Source organism: Actinosynnema mirum DSM 43827 (genome assembly GCF_000023245.1).
In the GTDB taxonomy this organism is placed as follows: domain Bacteria; phylum Actinomycetota; class Actinomycetes; order Mycobacteriales; family Pseudonocardiaceae; genus Actinosynnema; species Actinosynnema mirum.
In genome coordinates this window covers 3784470-3798030 of the sequence record NC_013093.1, presented here as the reverse complement: position 1 = coordinate 3798030, position 13561 = coordinate 3784470, and the positions used below count along the sequence as shown (strand labels likewise).

Genomic DNA, 13561 nt, shown 5'->3' with positions numbered 1-13561 from the left:
ACCCACGCCACCCCCCAGGCCCGCCCGCGCACCGGCACCGCTACGCCCCGAAACCCCGCGAAGACCCCCACCAGCGGGGCGCGGCCGGTGTGCGGGCGCACCTTCGACGGCCGCACCTGCCGCAAGCGCGGCAGCCACCTGTGCGTGCCGCGCGCCGACCACGCGCAGGCGTTCGCCGAGGAAATCTGCGTCCACACCAAGGACCGCTGGGCCCGGCGGCCGTTCATCCTCGCCGAGTGGCAGCGGGAGGAGATCGTCAGGCCGTTGTTCGGCGAGGTCCGCTGGGACGACGAGGCCGCCCACTACGTCCGCCGGTACCGGATCGCGTGGATCGAGATCGCCCGCAAGAACGGCAAGTCCGAGCTGCTGGCGTTTGTCGCGCTGTACCTGCTCGTCGGAGACGGCGTCGAGGGCGCGGAGATCTACGGCGCGGCCAAGGACCGCGCCCAGGCCGCCAAGGTCTTCGACGTCGAGGCCAGAATGGTTGCCCTGAGCCCTGTGCTGTCCAAGCGGCTAGTGGTCAAAGACCACGTCAAGAGGATCGTGGACGAGAAGACAAGTTCGTTCTACGAGGTCATTGCCGCTGACGCCACCGGCAACCTCGGCCATAACCCCAGCGGCGTGATCTTCGACGAGGTGCTGACCCAGCCCGACGGTCGGCTGTGGGACGCGCTGCGTACCGGCATGGGCACTCGCGCCGAACCGCTGATGGTCGCCGCGACCACCGCAGGCGATACCGGCAGCGCGTTCGCCAAGGCTGAGCACGACGAGTGCCTGAAAATCCAGGCGGACCCAGCGCGGGCACCGCACCGCTTCGTCTACATCCGGGCGCTCTCGCGGGACGCCGACCCGTTCGACGAGTCGCTGTGGCACCTGGCCAACCCGGCGCTCGGCGACTTTCTGAGCGTTCAGAGCCTGCGCGACGAGGCATTGGAGGCCAGGAACGACCCCAGCAAGGAGAACTCATGGCGGCAATTCCGCTGCAACCAGTGGGTCGGCCAAAGCCACCGCTGGATGCCGATGCACCTGTACGCGCTGTGCGTGGGCACCGCGACCGACAGCGCCCGTTGGCTGCGCGAGCAGCACGCCCGCAAGCCAGCCTGGGGTGGGCTGGACCTGGCGTCCAAGATGGACCTGACCGCCTGGTGTGTCGCGGTACCCGACGGCATCGACGGGCATCCCTCGCTGCTGTGGCGGTTCTGGTTGCCCGAGGGCGCACTGGCGTTCCTGGACGAGCGCAACGAGGGCAAATTCAGCCGCTGGGTCGAGCAGGGTTGGCTACGCGTCACCGATGGTGACGTGATCGACTACGAGTCGATCTACGACGACCTCGCCGAGGACGGCGCTCTGCTGCGCATCGCCGACATCAGCTACGACGAGTGGTCGGGTGAGCCTGCCCGCGAACGCATCCAGAAGCGCACGGGCGCGCCGATGTACCCGGTCCAGCAGACCTACAGGGGCATGACGCCAGGAATGACGGAGATCATGGCCCGCACCAAGGCTCGGACCTGGTCCCACCACGGAAACCCGATCGCCTCGTGGTGCTTCGACAACGTCGAGGTGCTGCACCCGCCCGGCGACCCCGACCTGTTGCGCCCATCCAAGCCGGAACGCGGCAAAGTCGGCCTGCGCATCGACGCCGTGCCTGCGGCGTCGATGGCTCTAGCCGGGCTAGCACTACGGGGCACTAAGGCCAAGAAGCCGAACCGAATGATGGTGCTGGGATGATCTACTTCAGACCGTCGTCGACGGAGTAGCGCCAGGACGGTTCGGGCAGCAAAAATCCACGACCGTTTTGCATCCTCACCGTATCGCCGTAAAGATAGTGATAGAGATTGTCGCTTTCCTTTGGCCAAATCGTCAGACCGGAACCCCCCACGCTGCCGGCATTATTCCTGTGAGCAATCATCGACAAGTCCGGCAAAAGCTCAAGAGCGTAAGGGTTTCCCGCAACGGCTGCCACAGTGGATGCGGCCACGAGGTCTGCCAACTGAAGATGTGAGACGTGATGCGAAGGTGCCATCACGATAGGAAGAGCGATCTGCTCCGGCTTCGTCCAAACAGTTCCCGCCTCGGTTAGGCGAAGAGTGCCAGCCAGCCATGCTTTATGATCCTTAGCCCCGCCTCCCGGCTCGTCCGCTATCACCAGACCGATCGAAGAGCCTGGTAGGTCTCGCACGCAGAGCGAAACCTTGTCGTACAGGTACTTCAGTACCTCCTTTCGCGTGTCCTCGACAGACCATTCACAGTCTCCTCGATTCCACACGATTACCACGGAGACCGCCCCGACGTAATGGGCGAGCTGGAGCATTTCACGCCGAAGCTGGGTGCGAACAGCACTCCCGGCTGGTGACTTCAACCAACTGTCACCGTCGGGACTCCACTTAAGTTCAGTCTCCGTCGGAACACCGTATCTGGTTCGAATTCTCCGGATCTCATCCCGGTAAAAAACCACCCCCTCTTCGGGGAAAACAACGGCACCGACCCCCACGAGATGCCCGAGGCCGACACGACGAGGGTTCTTCTCCTCGCTGTCGTCCACCATGATCAGTTTCATTCGCCCCTCCAGGTGCGGCTTGCGACCGGGTTAATCCAGGTATCGCGGAATACGTGGTCCATGTAACGGCCACTTTGTCCTCCTTTCGGGTGGTGGTCGCCCCTGGCCGCCACAACGAAGCACGCCCCCACCTCAACCGAATGGGTAGCCCGGTTGAGTCGGGCGCACGACGCGCAGCTCCCCGAGCTGGAGACCCTCGACGCGTACTACGAGGGCGAGCAGTCGCTGTCGTACATGCACCCCGAGCTGCTGCGGCGGCTGGATGGGCGAGTGCGACAGGTCGTGATCAACTGGCCGCAACTCGTGGTCGACAGCCTGTCGGAACGACTGGACGTCAACGGGTTCCGTCTCGGCGGTCAGCAAGCGGCCGACGCGGAACTGTGGCAGGTCTGGCAGGCCAACCAACTCGGCCTGCACGCCGAGCAGGCCCACACCGACGCACTCGCGCTGGGCCGCTCGTTCGCCATCGTCGGCACCAATGAGGACGACGCTGCGGCACCCCTAGTGACGGTGGAGTCGCCGCTGGACGTGCACGTGGACATCGACCCGCGCACCCGGCGGGTCCGCGCCGCGCTCAAGCGCCAGCACGCCGCCGACCAGGGGGAGTACGGCTCCGCCGAGTCTTGGGCCACGCTCTACCTGCCCCACGAGACGCGGTGGTACTCCAGCGAGGACGGCGGCGGCACCTGGACCGAGACCGACCGCGACGAGCACGGAATGGGCCGCGTGCCTGTGGTGCCGCTGGTCAACCGGCCCCGCACCCGGCGGCGCAGCGCACCGCCGAGGCTGGGCCGGTCCGAGCTGCTGTCGGTGCTGCCGCTGTCCGACGCGGCCTGCAAGGTCTGCACCGACATGATGATCAGCGCCGAGTACCACTCGATGCCGCGAAGGTACGCGCTCGGTTTCGATCAAGCCGATTTCGTTGACGCACAAGGCAATCCGCTCACCCCGTGGGAGGCCGTCGCCGGGGTCCTGTGGGCAAGTCCCAAGTCCCCCAGGGACGACGGGGTCCAGGTCGGCCAGTTCGCCGAGGCCGACCTGTCGAACTTCCACAACACGCTCAACGCGCTGGCCCGTGTGGTCGCCGGGATCACGGGCCTGCCGCCGCACTACCTCGGCTACGCCACGGAGAACCCGGCCAGCGCGGACGGCATCCGCTCGGCGGAGTCCCGCCACATCAAGCGCGCGCAGCGCAGGCAGCGGGTCTTCGGCACCGGCTGGGCCGAGGTGCTGCGAACGGTGCTGATGGTGCGCGACGGGCGCGTGCCCGAGGAGGCATTGCGCATGGAGACCATGTGGGCCGACCCGTCCACGCCCACGATCGCCGAGCGCGCCGACGCGGCGGTCAAGCTGTTCTCGGCCGACCGGCTGTTGCCGCGGCGTGCGGCCCGGCGCTCGCTGGGCTACTCCGACGCGGAGATCCGGGACATGGAGACCGAGGACGTCCAGGCCTACAACCGCGCAGTCGGCGACCCGGCCGAGCAGGCCGGGGAGTTCGCGCCCAAGCCACCTGCCGCCGACCCCGACGAGGTGCCGCAGGTGTTCGTGCCCGCTCCGCGCCGCTCGTCGGAGCAGGTCGGGTCGCTGGCGGTGCAGTTCCGGGAAGCGCCGTCCGGGAGGTGACGCCCGTGACCAGCGTCGCCACCCTGGACGCTGAGTACTACCAGGCACGCCAACAGCTCGTGCACGCCGCCGCCGTGCAGGCCCAGGACGCCTGGCGGCTGCTGGACGGACGCGACGCGGTCGACTCGTGGAGCGACCAGGTCCGTCCGCGCGCGGTGGCGGCGCTGGAGCAGGTGCAGCAGCAGTCGGCAGCGCTGGCGCCGCTGTACGTGGCGGGCGCGCTGGCCGCCGCCCGCGCGTTGTCCGCGCCGCTGGGCGCGCTGGTGGCGAGCGCGTTCGCCGGGCTGTCCGCCAACGGCATGATGCTGGAATCGCTGCTGGACTTCGCCTTCGGCCGCTACCGGCGCGCGCTGGCCGCCGACGTGCCCGACACCGAGGCCCGCCAGATGTGGTTGTCCCGGCTGCTGACCTACGTGGCCACCGAGACCGCCGACGCCGCGCGCTCGGCGCTGCACGTCGCCTGCGTGGTCGAGCCCGCCGTGACCGGTTACGTCAGGACGGTGACCCTGCCCGCGTGCGGGCGTTGCATCCTGCTCGCGGGCCGGGTCTACCGGTTCACCACAGGATTTCCACGCCATCCGCGCTGCGACTGCTCCATGCGGCCGGTCACCGCCGGGCAGCGCCACCAGGCCGCCGGACCTCGCGCGCTGTTCGACTCGATGAGCCGCGACCAACAGGAGCGGGTGTTCGGGCGCGGGGACGCCGCCGCGATCCGGGCCGGGGCCGACCTCGGCCGCGTGGTCAACTCCCGCCGCGCCGGTCAGCTATACGTGGCGGGCGGGCACGAGTTCACCCGCGAGGCCACCACCACGCGTGGCGTCGGCCGTCAGCTCGGCGCGCTGGCCAAGTCCGGCGGCCGGTACCGCCGCAGCCAGGTCGCCCGACCGACCGCTGCCCAACTCGTCGACGCCGTGGACGGGGACCGGGAGGAGCTGGCCAGGCAGCTACGCAGGTTCGGCTACCTGCGCTGATGAGGAGAAGTGCGCTGCCGGGGTTCATCCCCGCGCGCGTGGGGATGAACCCCAGCCGCGCGCGCGGCTGAGTCAGAGCTTTTTTTGAAAAGCCGCTTGTCCCCCAGACAGCAGAGCACCACCCCACCCGGTGGTCATCGTGCCCACCAACCACAACACCTGCCACGCAGTGGGCGCACCATTCATACCGGCCATGACCTGTGCTCCAGCCGAGGTCGCCAGCAGCGTCGCCCCCATGAGCACGCTCGCTCGACCTGACTGCTTCCCCATGCGCGGACCTTCCCACAGCCGGACCCTGTCCGCACCGCAGAAAGGGGTTTTCCCTGATCGACACCGCCACCCCTCCGCTCCCGGAAACGCCTGCACAGCCGCCCCCGGCCACCCCGCCACCAACCGACCCCACCTCGACCCGACTGCCGGAGGGCACCGGCCAGCCCAGCGAACCGGACTACCGGGCGCTGTATGAGCAGACCCGCACGAAGCTGACCGGTGCCGAGGCCAAGGCGCGGGAGCACCGCGACAAGGCCGCCCGCCTAGACGAGATCGAGGCGGCGAACAAGTCCGACGCCGAGCGCGCGGCGGAGCGGGCCACGGCCGCCGAGGCGCAGTTGGTCGCGTTGCGGCGGGTGGCGGTGGACGCGGAGATCCGCGCCGCCGCCACAGGGTGGGCCGATCCCACCGATGCGCCGCGCTACCTGGACGAGCGGGACCGCTACCTCACCGAGGACGGCCGGATCGACACCGCCGCCATCACCGCCGACCTCGGCGCGGTGCTCGCCCAGCGCCCGCACCTGGCCCGCGTCGACGGCCCGCGCCGCCCCGCCCCCGACCCCTCGCAGGGCCAGCGCTCCGGCGGACCTTCCGGCGTCGCCGAGCAGATCCGCGAGGCCGAGGCGCGAGGCGACTGGATCTCCGCGATCAGCCTCAAGAACCAGCGCCTTGCCGAGCAGGCCCGCGCGCGGCGCTGACCCCGCCACCTTCCCGTCCCCCTCGACTTCGGCACCGCCACCTCCCAGGGGCGCGGACCCCGCGCCCCTGTGTCGCTGTGCGGTGTCGAAGTCCTTGCCCTGTAAGGACTTTCTTGCCCGGTATCCGCGACATCGCCAACACCTACAACGCGCCGAACTTCGTGGGCGAGTTGTTCTCGCTCACCCCCAGCGACACGCCGTTCCTGTCCGCGATCGGCGGTCTGACCGGCGGTCGGCGGGCGACCGCCGTGATCCACACCTGGACCGTGTACGACCTGCGTCCGCCGGACCCCGACCGTCAGCGCGCCGAGGGTGCGGACGCCCCGCCCGCCGAGGGCCGCATCCGTGGCCAGGAGCGCAACGTGGTGGAGATCCACCAGGAGAGCGTGGGCGTGACCTACACCCGCCAGGCCACGCAGGCCATGTTCGCCGGGACCGGCGCGGCCAACCCGAACGCCGCCGCGATCGGCGGCACCAACGCCGTGGCCAACGAGATGGACTGGCAGACCCAACAGGCGCTGGTGCAGATCGCCCGCGACGTGGAAGCCACCTTCCTCGTCGGCCGGTACCAGGAGCCCACCGACAACTCCACGGTACGCAAGACCAGGGGCATCCTGGAGGCCACCCGCACCAACGTGATCACCAACTCCACCCCGACGCCGCTGACCGAGTCGATGGTGATCGACCTGTTGCAGAAGGTCTGGGAGAACGGCGGCATCCAGATCAGCGAGACGGCCACGCTGATGTGCGGGGCGTGGCAGAAGCGCCGCCTGACCGACGAGTTCGTCACCCGGAAGAACTACCAGGAGCAGACGCGCAACGTCGGCGGCGTCAGCGTCTCGACCATCGAGACGGACTTCGGTCGCGTCAACATCATGCTCAACCGCCACATGCCCGCCGACGCGGTGCAGGTGGTGTCGCTGGAGCAGTGCGCGCCCGTGATGCTGGAGAAGCCAGGCTCCGGCTTCTTGTTCTCCGAGCCGCTGGCCAAGACTGGCGCGTCGGACCGCGTGCACATCTACGGGGAGATCGGCCTGGAGTACGGGCCGGAGATCGCCCACGGCAAGATCACCGGCCTGACCACCGGCCCGGTCACTGGTTAGGCGGCCGGTCACCACAGGCCCGCCTCGTGCAGCCGGACTGCGAACATCACCACCGCGCCGACGCCCGTCGCGCCCAGAACGAGCTTCAGCACCTTGAAGGCATCGTCTCGTCGCGCCTTATTCCTGTGGAAGATCGCCACGAACGCGGCGGCACCAGCGATGAAAAGCACGATCCCCGCGTAACCCGCGATTATCCACACCCACATCGAGCCCTCCAGAAGTAACGAGCACTACTCTTCGGAGGGGGAGGTTGTCAATCCCGATCTGGTCTAATAACCATTTTTGCGGTCAGGATAGCTTCCCACCTCCAGTGTCCCATGCGTGCTGCGCGCAGTCATCCTGCCCCGACCCACAGGGAAGCCATGAAGTTCACCAGCACCCGATACAAGCAGCTCCTGATCCACGACCTGGGGGTGACCTTCGTGGACGGCGAGGCCGAGGTGATCGACAAGACCACTGCCGAGGCGCTGCGCGGACTGCCCTCCGAGCTGGGGGTCAGGGCCGCCGGTGGCCGCCCGCCCAAGGACGTCGCACCCGAGCGGCCGTGACCTCGCCCGAGCCCACCCCGTTGGCGACCGTGGCCGACGTCCAGGCCCGCACCGAGGTCGAGTTGACCGAGGAGCAGCGGGCGCGCGCGGCGGTATTGATCGCGGACGCCTCGGCGGTCGCGCGCGCCCGCGTGCCCGAGCTGCCCGCCCCACCCCCAGCCACCGCGCCCGGCGTGATCGCCACTGCCGTGCTGCGCGCGCTGGCGGCCCCGCCGGACGGCAACCGCTCCGAGACCGTGGGCGCGCACAGCCGCGTGGCCGCGCACGACGGCGGCGGCCTCTACCTCACCGAGGACGAACTGGAGCTGCTGCGCCCGCCGCTGCCCGCGCCGCGCGGCGCGTTCTCCATCTGGCCCGGCTGACTACGTCCGTTCCTGCCCGTGCACGCGGACAGCGCCGGTCCAGGGGGTGGAACCGGCGCTGTCTTCCCGTCCTATCGGCGACCGATCCGGTTGCCTTGACCGTCCCCGACGCATCCCACCTGATCGGAGCAGCCATCCGGTTTCCCCACCGCATCGTGATCATCACCCCCGTCCCGGTCCCCGACGCCTACGACAACCCCACCCCGACCTTCGACTACGGCCCCGACGCCGCCCGCCGCGTCGGCTGGGGACGGCTCACCCCCGTTGGGTCCACCGAGTCCGCCGAACCGGGTCGCCGCACGATCGTCTCCCGGCTGGAGCTGGTCACCTTCGACCACCTCACCGAGCACGACCACGTCGAGTGGAAGGGCCGCACCTACGAGGTGGACGGCCTGTCCGAGTACACCCCCCGGTTCGGCCTGACCTCCTACCAGGCCCGCCTCAAGCACGTGCGGGGGTGATCGCGTGGCCGGTGCGTTCGAGGGCTTCCGGGTCGACTCGGACGGTGTGCGGGAGCTGCTGCTCTCCGCCGGGTTCGCCTCGGCGGTGCACGAGGTGGCCGAGCAGGTCGCCGCGACCGCGCGCGGCGCCGCACGCCGCGTCACCTCCGGCGAGTCGTTGCCGGTCGAGGTCTTCGACGACCCCGGCCGCGATCGCGTGGGCACCACCGTGGCCGTGCCGCACCCGGCTGGGATGGGCATGGAAGCGCGGTACGGGCTGCTCAAGCGCAGTGCGGAGGCCGCAGGGCTGGAGGTCGCGGGCCTGGAGGACGGCGGGGCGTCGTGACCGGCGCGTTGCCGGTCCCGGTGGACGTGGCCGATCTGGTGGTGCGCGCTCTGCGCCCGCTGCTGACCGCCCGCGCCGAGCCCGCCGTGGCGGGCATCCGGGTGGCCACACGGGTGGGTGACGGCCCTGACGGCGGCCCCCCTTCGCTGCCGTGGCTGCTGGTGGCCGAGGACTCCCACACCTGGACCTGGCCCGCCGTGCAGCGCGCGGTGGTCCGGCTGACCTGCTGGCACCGCACCGAGCACGAGGCCAAGGCCGCGCTCGCCGTGGCGCTGGCGCTGCTGTGCGTCCCCGTCCCCGCACCCGGCCTGCTCGGCGGCGACCCGGTCATCGGACCGCTGTCCGGCATCGACCCGCACACCGCCCGCCCGCTGGCTACCGCCGCCGCCGTGGTGCGCGCCCGCACCCCCGCCCACCGACCCCCAGGAGGCCACGCTTGGCCCTGAGCCCCGCCCTCGTCCGCGTCCCCGGCACCGGGGAGATCAGCCTCGCCCCACCCGGCACCCCCGAACCGCCCGAAGCCGGAATCCCCCTTCCCGCGCCGTGGATCGGGTTGGGCCTGTCCACCGAGGACGGCGTGACGGTGCGCCGCGCGGTGGAGAAGGAGGGCGTGAAGCACTGGCAGCAGCTCAGCCCGGCGCGCTACATCTACACCAGCCAGGAACTCACCGTGGCCTCCACGTTTCAGGAGACCAAGGGCGTCGTGCTCGGCGTCTACTTCGGCGGCCTGGTGTTCGCCGAGACCTCCGCCGGGGCGAAGAACTACCGTGCCGAGATCAGCAGTGTCCCGCGCGGGGACGAGCGGGCGCTGTGCGTGGACTGGACCGACGCCATCTCCCCGACCGAGGTCTACCACCACCGCCTCTACCTGCCGCGTGCGGAGGTCTCCGAGACCCAGGACTCCCAGTGGTCGCGCACCCAGGAAGCCAGGTGGGGACTCACGTTCGCCGCGCTCGCCCCCACCAGCGGCACCACCCTGGCGGTGTGGCTGACCGACGACCCCGCCGTGCTGGCCACCGCGCCCGGCGGCGGCACCCTCACCACCAAGGAGACCCGTTGAGCCGTCACCAGCGCCGCGAGGCCACCAGCCGCCCGCCCGCGCCCGCCCGCAGCGAGCAGGCGGTGATGTGGCGCGGCAAGCGCTTCGTGCTGCCCTCCGCGTCGGAGTTCCCGCTGGCCGCGATCGAGGCCGAGGAGGAGGGGCGGATGCTGCACTCGCTGCGGCTGATCCTGGGCGATCAGCAGTACCTGACCTGGCGCGACCTCGCCCGGACCGCCGGGGACGCGGAGGACTTCTCCCAGACGATCATGCGGGAGTTGGGGCGGGGAAACCGTTCTGCGTCGCCCGCCTGATCGCGGGCGACGCCACCTCCGACGCTCTGGAGGCCGACCTGCTGCGGTACGGCTTGGACCTGCTCGACCTCTACACCGGGAACCTGTCGTTCCGACGGGTGTGCGCAGTCGTGGCGGCGCTACCCGCAGACGCCGCCGTGTGGCGCGCGCTCGGCCCCGATACCGGATGGACGCGCACCGAACTCCTGCTCGCCGCGCTGGAGCGCCGCGTGACGCTGCTGTGGGCCACGATCGCGAGCGCGCTCGGGTCCACCGTGCCCGAGGAAGCGCTGGCCTCCCCGCTGGACCTGGGCACCGCCACCCCTCCCACACCGGGAGGAGGTGAGCCCGAACCGGAAACACGGTCGCTGCGCGAGATCGCGGTGTGGATGCGCGGGGCGTGATGCCCCCTGGCGACCGTCGGCCACGCCTACCTGAAGATCCTGCCGAGCCTGCAAGGGCTCGGGCGGCACGTCCGTGAGCAGATCAACGACGCCGAGCGCGGCGCCCCGAACATCTCGCTGGGCGCGCAGATCCAGACCGCGTTGGTGCGCGGGCAACTGGCCGCGCTGGCCCGCGAGGGTGACAAGGCCGCGCTGAAGCTGTTGGCGGAGCTGGACTCCGCACCGGCCCGCGCCGAGTTCGGCGCGCTCAAGCGCTTGATGTCCGGGCACAGCGTCTCCATCCGTGCCGCGCTGGACCGCTCGGTGGGCGCGTCGGCGCGAGGGCTGGGCCTGCTCTCGCGGGCGGTCACCCGCTCCACCGGGGCGCTGACCGCGCACACCACGGCGGTCGGCGGCGCGCCCCTGAAGTACACGTCGATGGCCGCCGCGCTGAGCGAGACGGTGGGGCTGGTGGGCGGGCTCGGCGCGGCGGCCGGGACCGCCGCGGGCTCGTTGCTGGTGCTGCCCGCGGCCGGGATCGCCGCCGCCGCCGTCGCGGTCAAGACGCTCACGCTCGGCGTGGAGGGCCTGGGCGACGCGCTCAAGGCGGAGAGTCCCGAGGAGTACGCGAAAGCGATCGAGCGGTTCGCGCCGCCGATGCGCGAGACCGCCGACGCCGCGCGGGCCCTCAAGCCGGAGCTGGACGGGCTGCGCCTGGACGTGCAGTCGAGCCTGTTCGCCGGACTCGGACAGCAGGTCAATGGGCTCGGGCAGCGCTACCTGCCGATGCTGCGCCGGGAGCTGTCCTCGATCGCGGGCGGCTACAACGCCGCCGCGCTCAAGGCCGGCTCCTTCGCCGAGCGGGCGGGCACCGCCGAGGACGTGCGGCACGTGCTGGGCAACACCTCCACCGCCGTGCGCCAGCTCTCCGAGGCGGCCATCCCGCTGGTGGCCGCGCTCATCGACGTCTCGGTGGTGGGCAGCGATTTCCTGCCCGGCTTCGCCACCCGCGTGGGCGAGTCCACCACCCGGCTGGCCTCGTTCACCTCCGCCGCCCGCGAGTCCGGCCAGCTGAACACCTGGCTGGACAACGGGTTCAACGCGGTGGGCGACCTGGGCACGATCCTGGGCAACCTCGCTTCCTCCCTGTTCGCGGTCCTGTCGGCGGCCAACTCCCAGGGAGCGGGCCTGCTGGGCACGTTGGCGGCGCTGTCCGAGGGGATGGCGAATTATCTGCGCTCGGCGCAGGGCGCGGGTGTGCTCGATCAGGTCTTTGGCGGTCTGCACGCCGCAGTCGTGGGCGCGGCGCCGCTCGTCGTGGTCCTGGGCCAGCTCTTCGCCGGGGTCCTCGCGCCCGCGATCGCCCAGCTCGGCCCCGTGGTCGGCCAGGCGCTCGGGTCGATGGCACCCGCTCTCGAACCGGTCGCGAAACTCCTGCTGGCGCTGGTGCCGTTGCTGGCCACCGTCGCCCAGGTCGCGGCCTCGCTGTTCGTGCCAGCCCTGGGGCTGCTCGCCGGTCTGGTCGACGCGCTGGCACCGGCCCTGCGCCAGGTCGTCGCCGAGGTCGTCGGGCACGGCCTGGTCTCCGGGATCACCAGCCTGACCCCCGACCTGGTCGGGATGGCGCAGAGCCTGGCCCCACTGATCATCCTTTTTGGACAGTTCGTCTCGCAGGTCCTCCGGGTCCTGGCCCCGCTGTTCGCGCAGCTGCTCACCGTGGCCACGCCCGTGGCCGACCTGCTCGGCAGGAACCTGCTGGCGGCGCTGTCGGCCCTGCTGCCGCTGGCCCTCGTGCTCGTCACCACCCTGGGCAAACTGCTCGACGCCGCGCTACGCCCCCTGCTGCCGGTGCTGCCGGTACTGCTCGACGGGATCGTCCAGCTGGGCTGGGCGCTGACCACCGGGCTCTCGGCCGCCACACCGCCCTCGTCCAAATCGGACAGTTGCTCGGTGATGTGCTGGGCGAGACCTTGATCGCCCTGATCCCGCTGGTAGCGCCGCTGACACAAGCGCTGCTCGGGCTCGTCGTCGGTGGGCTCGCGCCCCTGATCACGCCGGTGCGGCAGTTGGTCGACCTGCTGCTTCCGCCGCTGCTCAAGTTGATCACCGATTGGGTGCCGCTGGTCGTCCGGGCGACCGAGACGGTGACGTCCATGGCCGTGGCCACGACCACGGCGGCGGCCGTGCTGGTCGACAAGCTCATGCCCACCCTGACGTGGCTGGTCGACGGCGTCGTGATGCCGGTCTTCGCGCGCTTGGTGGAGATCGTCGACGGCGCGCTCCGCGCCCTCCAAGGCGTCATCGACATGGCCGTCGGGTTGATCACCGGCGACTGGCAGCGCGCCTGGACCGGCCTGAAGGACTTCCTCGGTGGCACCTGGGACCTGATCGTCGCGACCACGAAACTGCTGGTCGTGGACCTGATGACCATGCTCGCGGACCTGCCGGAAAAGATCTTCGACCTGTTCGCGGACGTCGGTGGGTTGCTGGTCGAGGCCGGAAAGAACCTGATCAAGGGCCTCGTTCGCGGGTTCGAGATCGGGTGGGGGTGGGTCGAGGAGAAGTTGGGCAGCTTGACGGACATGTTGCCCGAGTGGAAGGGACCGCCCGCACGGGACCGGGTCCTGTTGCGCGGCAACGGAAAGCTCATCATGCGCGGCTTCACGGAGGGCCTGGCCGCCGGAGAGCCACAGGTGCGCCGCTACCTAACGGACCTGACGGACTCCCTGCCCGCCATGATCGCCACCGTCGAACCCGCCGCCCCCGCCCGCGCCACCACCACGGGTGCCGCCGTGCGGGGCGAGGACCTGGCCGCGTTCACCGACGCCGTGCGACGACTGGCCGAGCGGCCCGTGATCGTGCGGGTGGGCGCGGTCGAGATCGCCCGCGCCACCGCCGAGGGAAACCGCTCCCTGGCCAGGAGGTGAC

General features: G+C 70.6%; 17 protein-coding genes. 15 read left to right on the top strand and 2 right to left on the bottom strand.

All coding sequences use genetic code 11. The features are described 5' to 3' along the window. The first annotated feature begins 87 nt into the window (after positions 1 to 87). Positions 88 to 1728: a terminase large subunit gene (locus tag AMIR_RS16315; protein ID WP_015802060.1), complete on the top strand. Its 1641-nt coding sequence runs from the start codon at positions 88 to 90 to the stop codon at positions 1726 to 1728. A gap of 1 nt (position 1729) precedes the next feature. Here AMIR_RS16315 and AMIR_RS39235 read toward each other — a convergent pair whose 3' ends face one another. Continuing rightward, positions 1730 to 2557 (bottom strand): hypothetical protein, encoded by an 828-nt coding sequence (locus AMIR_RS39235; RefSeq protein ID WP_015802059.1) that lies wholly within the window; start codon positions 2555 to 2557, stop codon positions 1730 to 1732. Positions 2558 to 2710: 153 nt separating this feature from the next. Here AMIR_RS39235 and AMIR_RS16310 point away from each other — a divergent pair, with 153 nt between their 5' ends. The 4 genes from AMIR_RS16310 to AMIR_RS16295 all read left to right on the top strand — a co-directional run bounded on the left by AMIR_RS16310 (position 2711) and on the right by AMIR_RS16295 (position 7222). Continuing rightward, complete coding sequence (locus tag AMIR_RS16310; RefSeq protein WP_015802058.1) at positions 2711 to 4180, top strand: phage portal protein; 1470 nt, start codon at positions 2711 to 2713, stop codon at positions 4178 to 4180. Between the two features lie 5 nt (positions 4181 to 4185). After that, positions 4186 to 5151, top strand: a complete 966-nt coding sequence (locus tag AMIR_RS35805; RefSeq protein WP_015802057.1) for a hypothetical protein — start codon at positions 4186 to 4188, stop codon at positions 5149 to 5151. Positions 5152 to 5759: 608 nt separating this feature from the next. Beyond that, a complete protein-coding gene (locus tag AMIR_RS35800; protein WP_015802056.1) occupies positions 5760 to 6119 on the top strand; it encodes a hypothetical protein in 360 nt (119 codons plus the stop codon). A 113-nt stretch (positions 6120 to 6232) separates the two neighbouring features. After that, a complete protein-coding gene (locus tag AMIR_RS16295) occupies positions 6233 to 7222 on the top strand; it encodes an SU10 major capsid protein (RefSeq protein ID WP_015802055.1) in 990 nt (329 codons plus the stop codon). 8 nt (positions 7223 to 7230) lie between these two features. Here AMIR_RS16295 and AMIR_RS40325 read toward each other — a convergent pair whose 3' ends face one another. Next, positions 7231 to 7392 carry a hypothetical protein gene (locus AMIR_RS40325; RefSeq protein WP_187313520.1) on the bottom strand — a complete coding sequence of 54 codons (162 nt, stop codon included), beginning with the start codon at positions 7390 to 7392 and terminating at the stop codon, positions 7231 to 7233. A gap of 192 nt (positions 7393 to 7584) precedes the next feature. Between AMIR_RS40325 and AMIR_RS16285 the strand changes: the two genes are divergently transcribed. The 10 genes from AMIR_RS16285 to AMIR_RS16240 all read left to right on the top strand — a co-directional run bounded on the left by AMIR_RS16285 (position 7585) and on the right by AMIR_RS16240 (position 13560). Continuing rightward, complete coding sequence (locus tag AMIR_RS16285; protein ID WP_015802053.1) at positions 7585 to 7770, top strand: hypothetical protein; 186 nt, start codon at positions 7585 to 7587, stop codon at positions 7768 to 7770. After that, positions 7767 to 8132, top strand: coding sequence for a hypothetical protein (locus AMIR_RS16280; RefSeq protein WP_015802052.1), 366 nt, complete (start codon positions 7767 to 7769; stop codon positions 8130 to 8132). The genes AMIR_RS16285 and AMIR_RS16280 overlap by 4 nt, the downstream gene beginning before the upstream one ends. 155 nt (positions 8133 to 8287) lie before the next feature. Beyond that, positions 8288 to 8593 (top strand): hypothetical protein, encoded by a 306-nt coding sequence (locus AMIR_RS16275; RefSeq protein ID WP_015802051.1) that lies wholly within the window; start codon positions 8288 to 8290, stop codon positions 8591 to 8593. 4 nt (positions 8594 to 8597) lie between these two features. Continuing rightward, a complete protein-coding gene (locus AMIR_RS16270) occupies positions 8598 to 8918 on the top strand; it encodes a hypothetical protein (protein ID WP_015802050.1) in 321 nt (106 codons plus the stop codon). Beyond that, positions 8915 to 9364, top strand: a complete 450-nt coding sequence (locus tag AMIR_RS16265) for a hypothetical protein (RefSeq protein ID WP_015802049.1) — start codon at positions 8915 to 8917, stop codon at positions 9362 to 9364. Before AMIR_RS16270 ends, AMIR_RS16265 begins: the two co-directional genes overlap by 4 nt. Next, positions 9355 to 9978, top strand: a complete 624-nt coding sequence (locus AMIR_RS16260; protein ID WP_015802048.1) for a phage tail tube protein — start codon at positions 9355 to 9357, stop codon at positions 9976 to 9978. Before AMIR_RS16265 ends, AMIR_RS16260 begins: the two co-directional genes overlap by 10 nt. Continuing rightward, on the top strand, positions 9975 to 10271 hold the full coding sequence (locus tag AMIR_RS16255) for a hypothetical protein (RefSeq protein WP_041836798.1): 297 nt from the start codon (positions 9975 to 9977) through the stop codon (positions 10269 to 10271). Before AMIR_RS16260 ends, AMIR_RS16255 begins: the two co-directional genes overlap by 4 nt. 53 nt (positions 10272 to 10324) lie before the next feature. After that, positions 10325 to 10654, top strand: coding sequence for a hypothetical protein (locus AMIR_RS16250; protein WP_015802046.1), 330 nt, complete (start codon positions 10325 to 10327; stop codon positions 10652 to 10654). 144 nt (positions 10655 to 10798) lie between these two features. Then, positions 10799 to 12607 (top strand): hypothetical protein, encoded by a 1809-nt coding sequence (locus AMIR_RS35795; protein WP_015802045.1) that lies wholly within the window; start codon positions 10799 to 10801, stop codon positions 12605 to 12607. After that, positions 12577 to 13560, top strand: a complete 984-nt coding sequence (locus AMIR_RS16240) for a phage tail protein (RefSeq protein ID WP_143760749.1) — start codon at positions 12577 to 12579, stop codon at positions 13558 to 13560. The genes AMIR_RS35795 and AMIR_RS16240 overlap by 31 nt, the downstream gene beginning before the upstream one ends. The last annotated feature ends 1 nt before the right edge of the window (position 13561 follow it).

Coding starts and splice junctions, on each gene's coding strand:
- AMIR_RS39235 (WP_015802059.1), bottom strand. CDS start 2,557: ATGAAACTGATCATGGTGGACGACAGCGAGGAGAAGAACCCTCGTCGT.
- AMIR_RS16285 (WP_015802053.1), top strand. CDS start 7,585: ATGAAGTTCACCAGCACCCGATACAAGCAGCTCCTGATCCACGACCTG.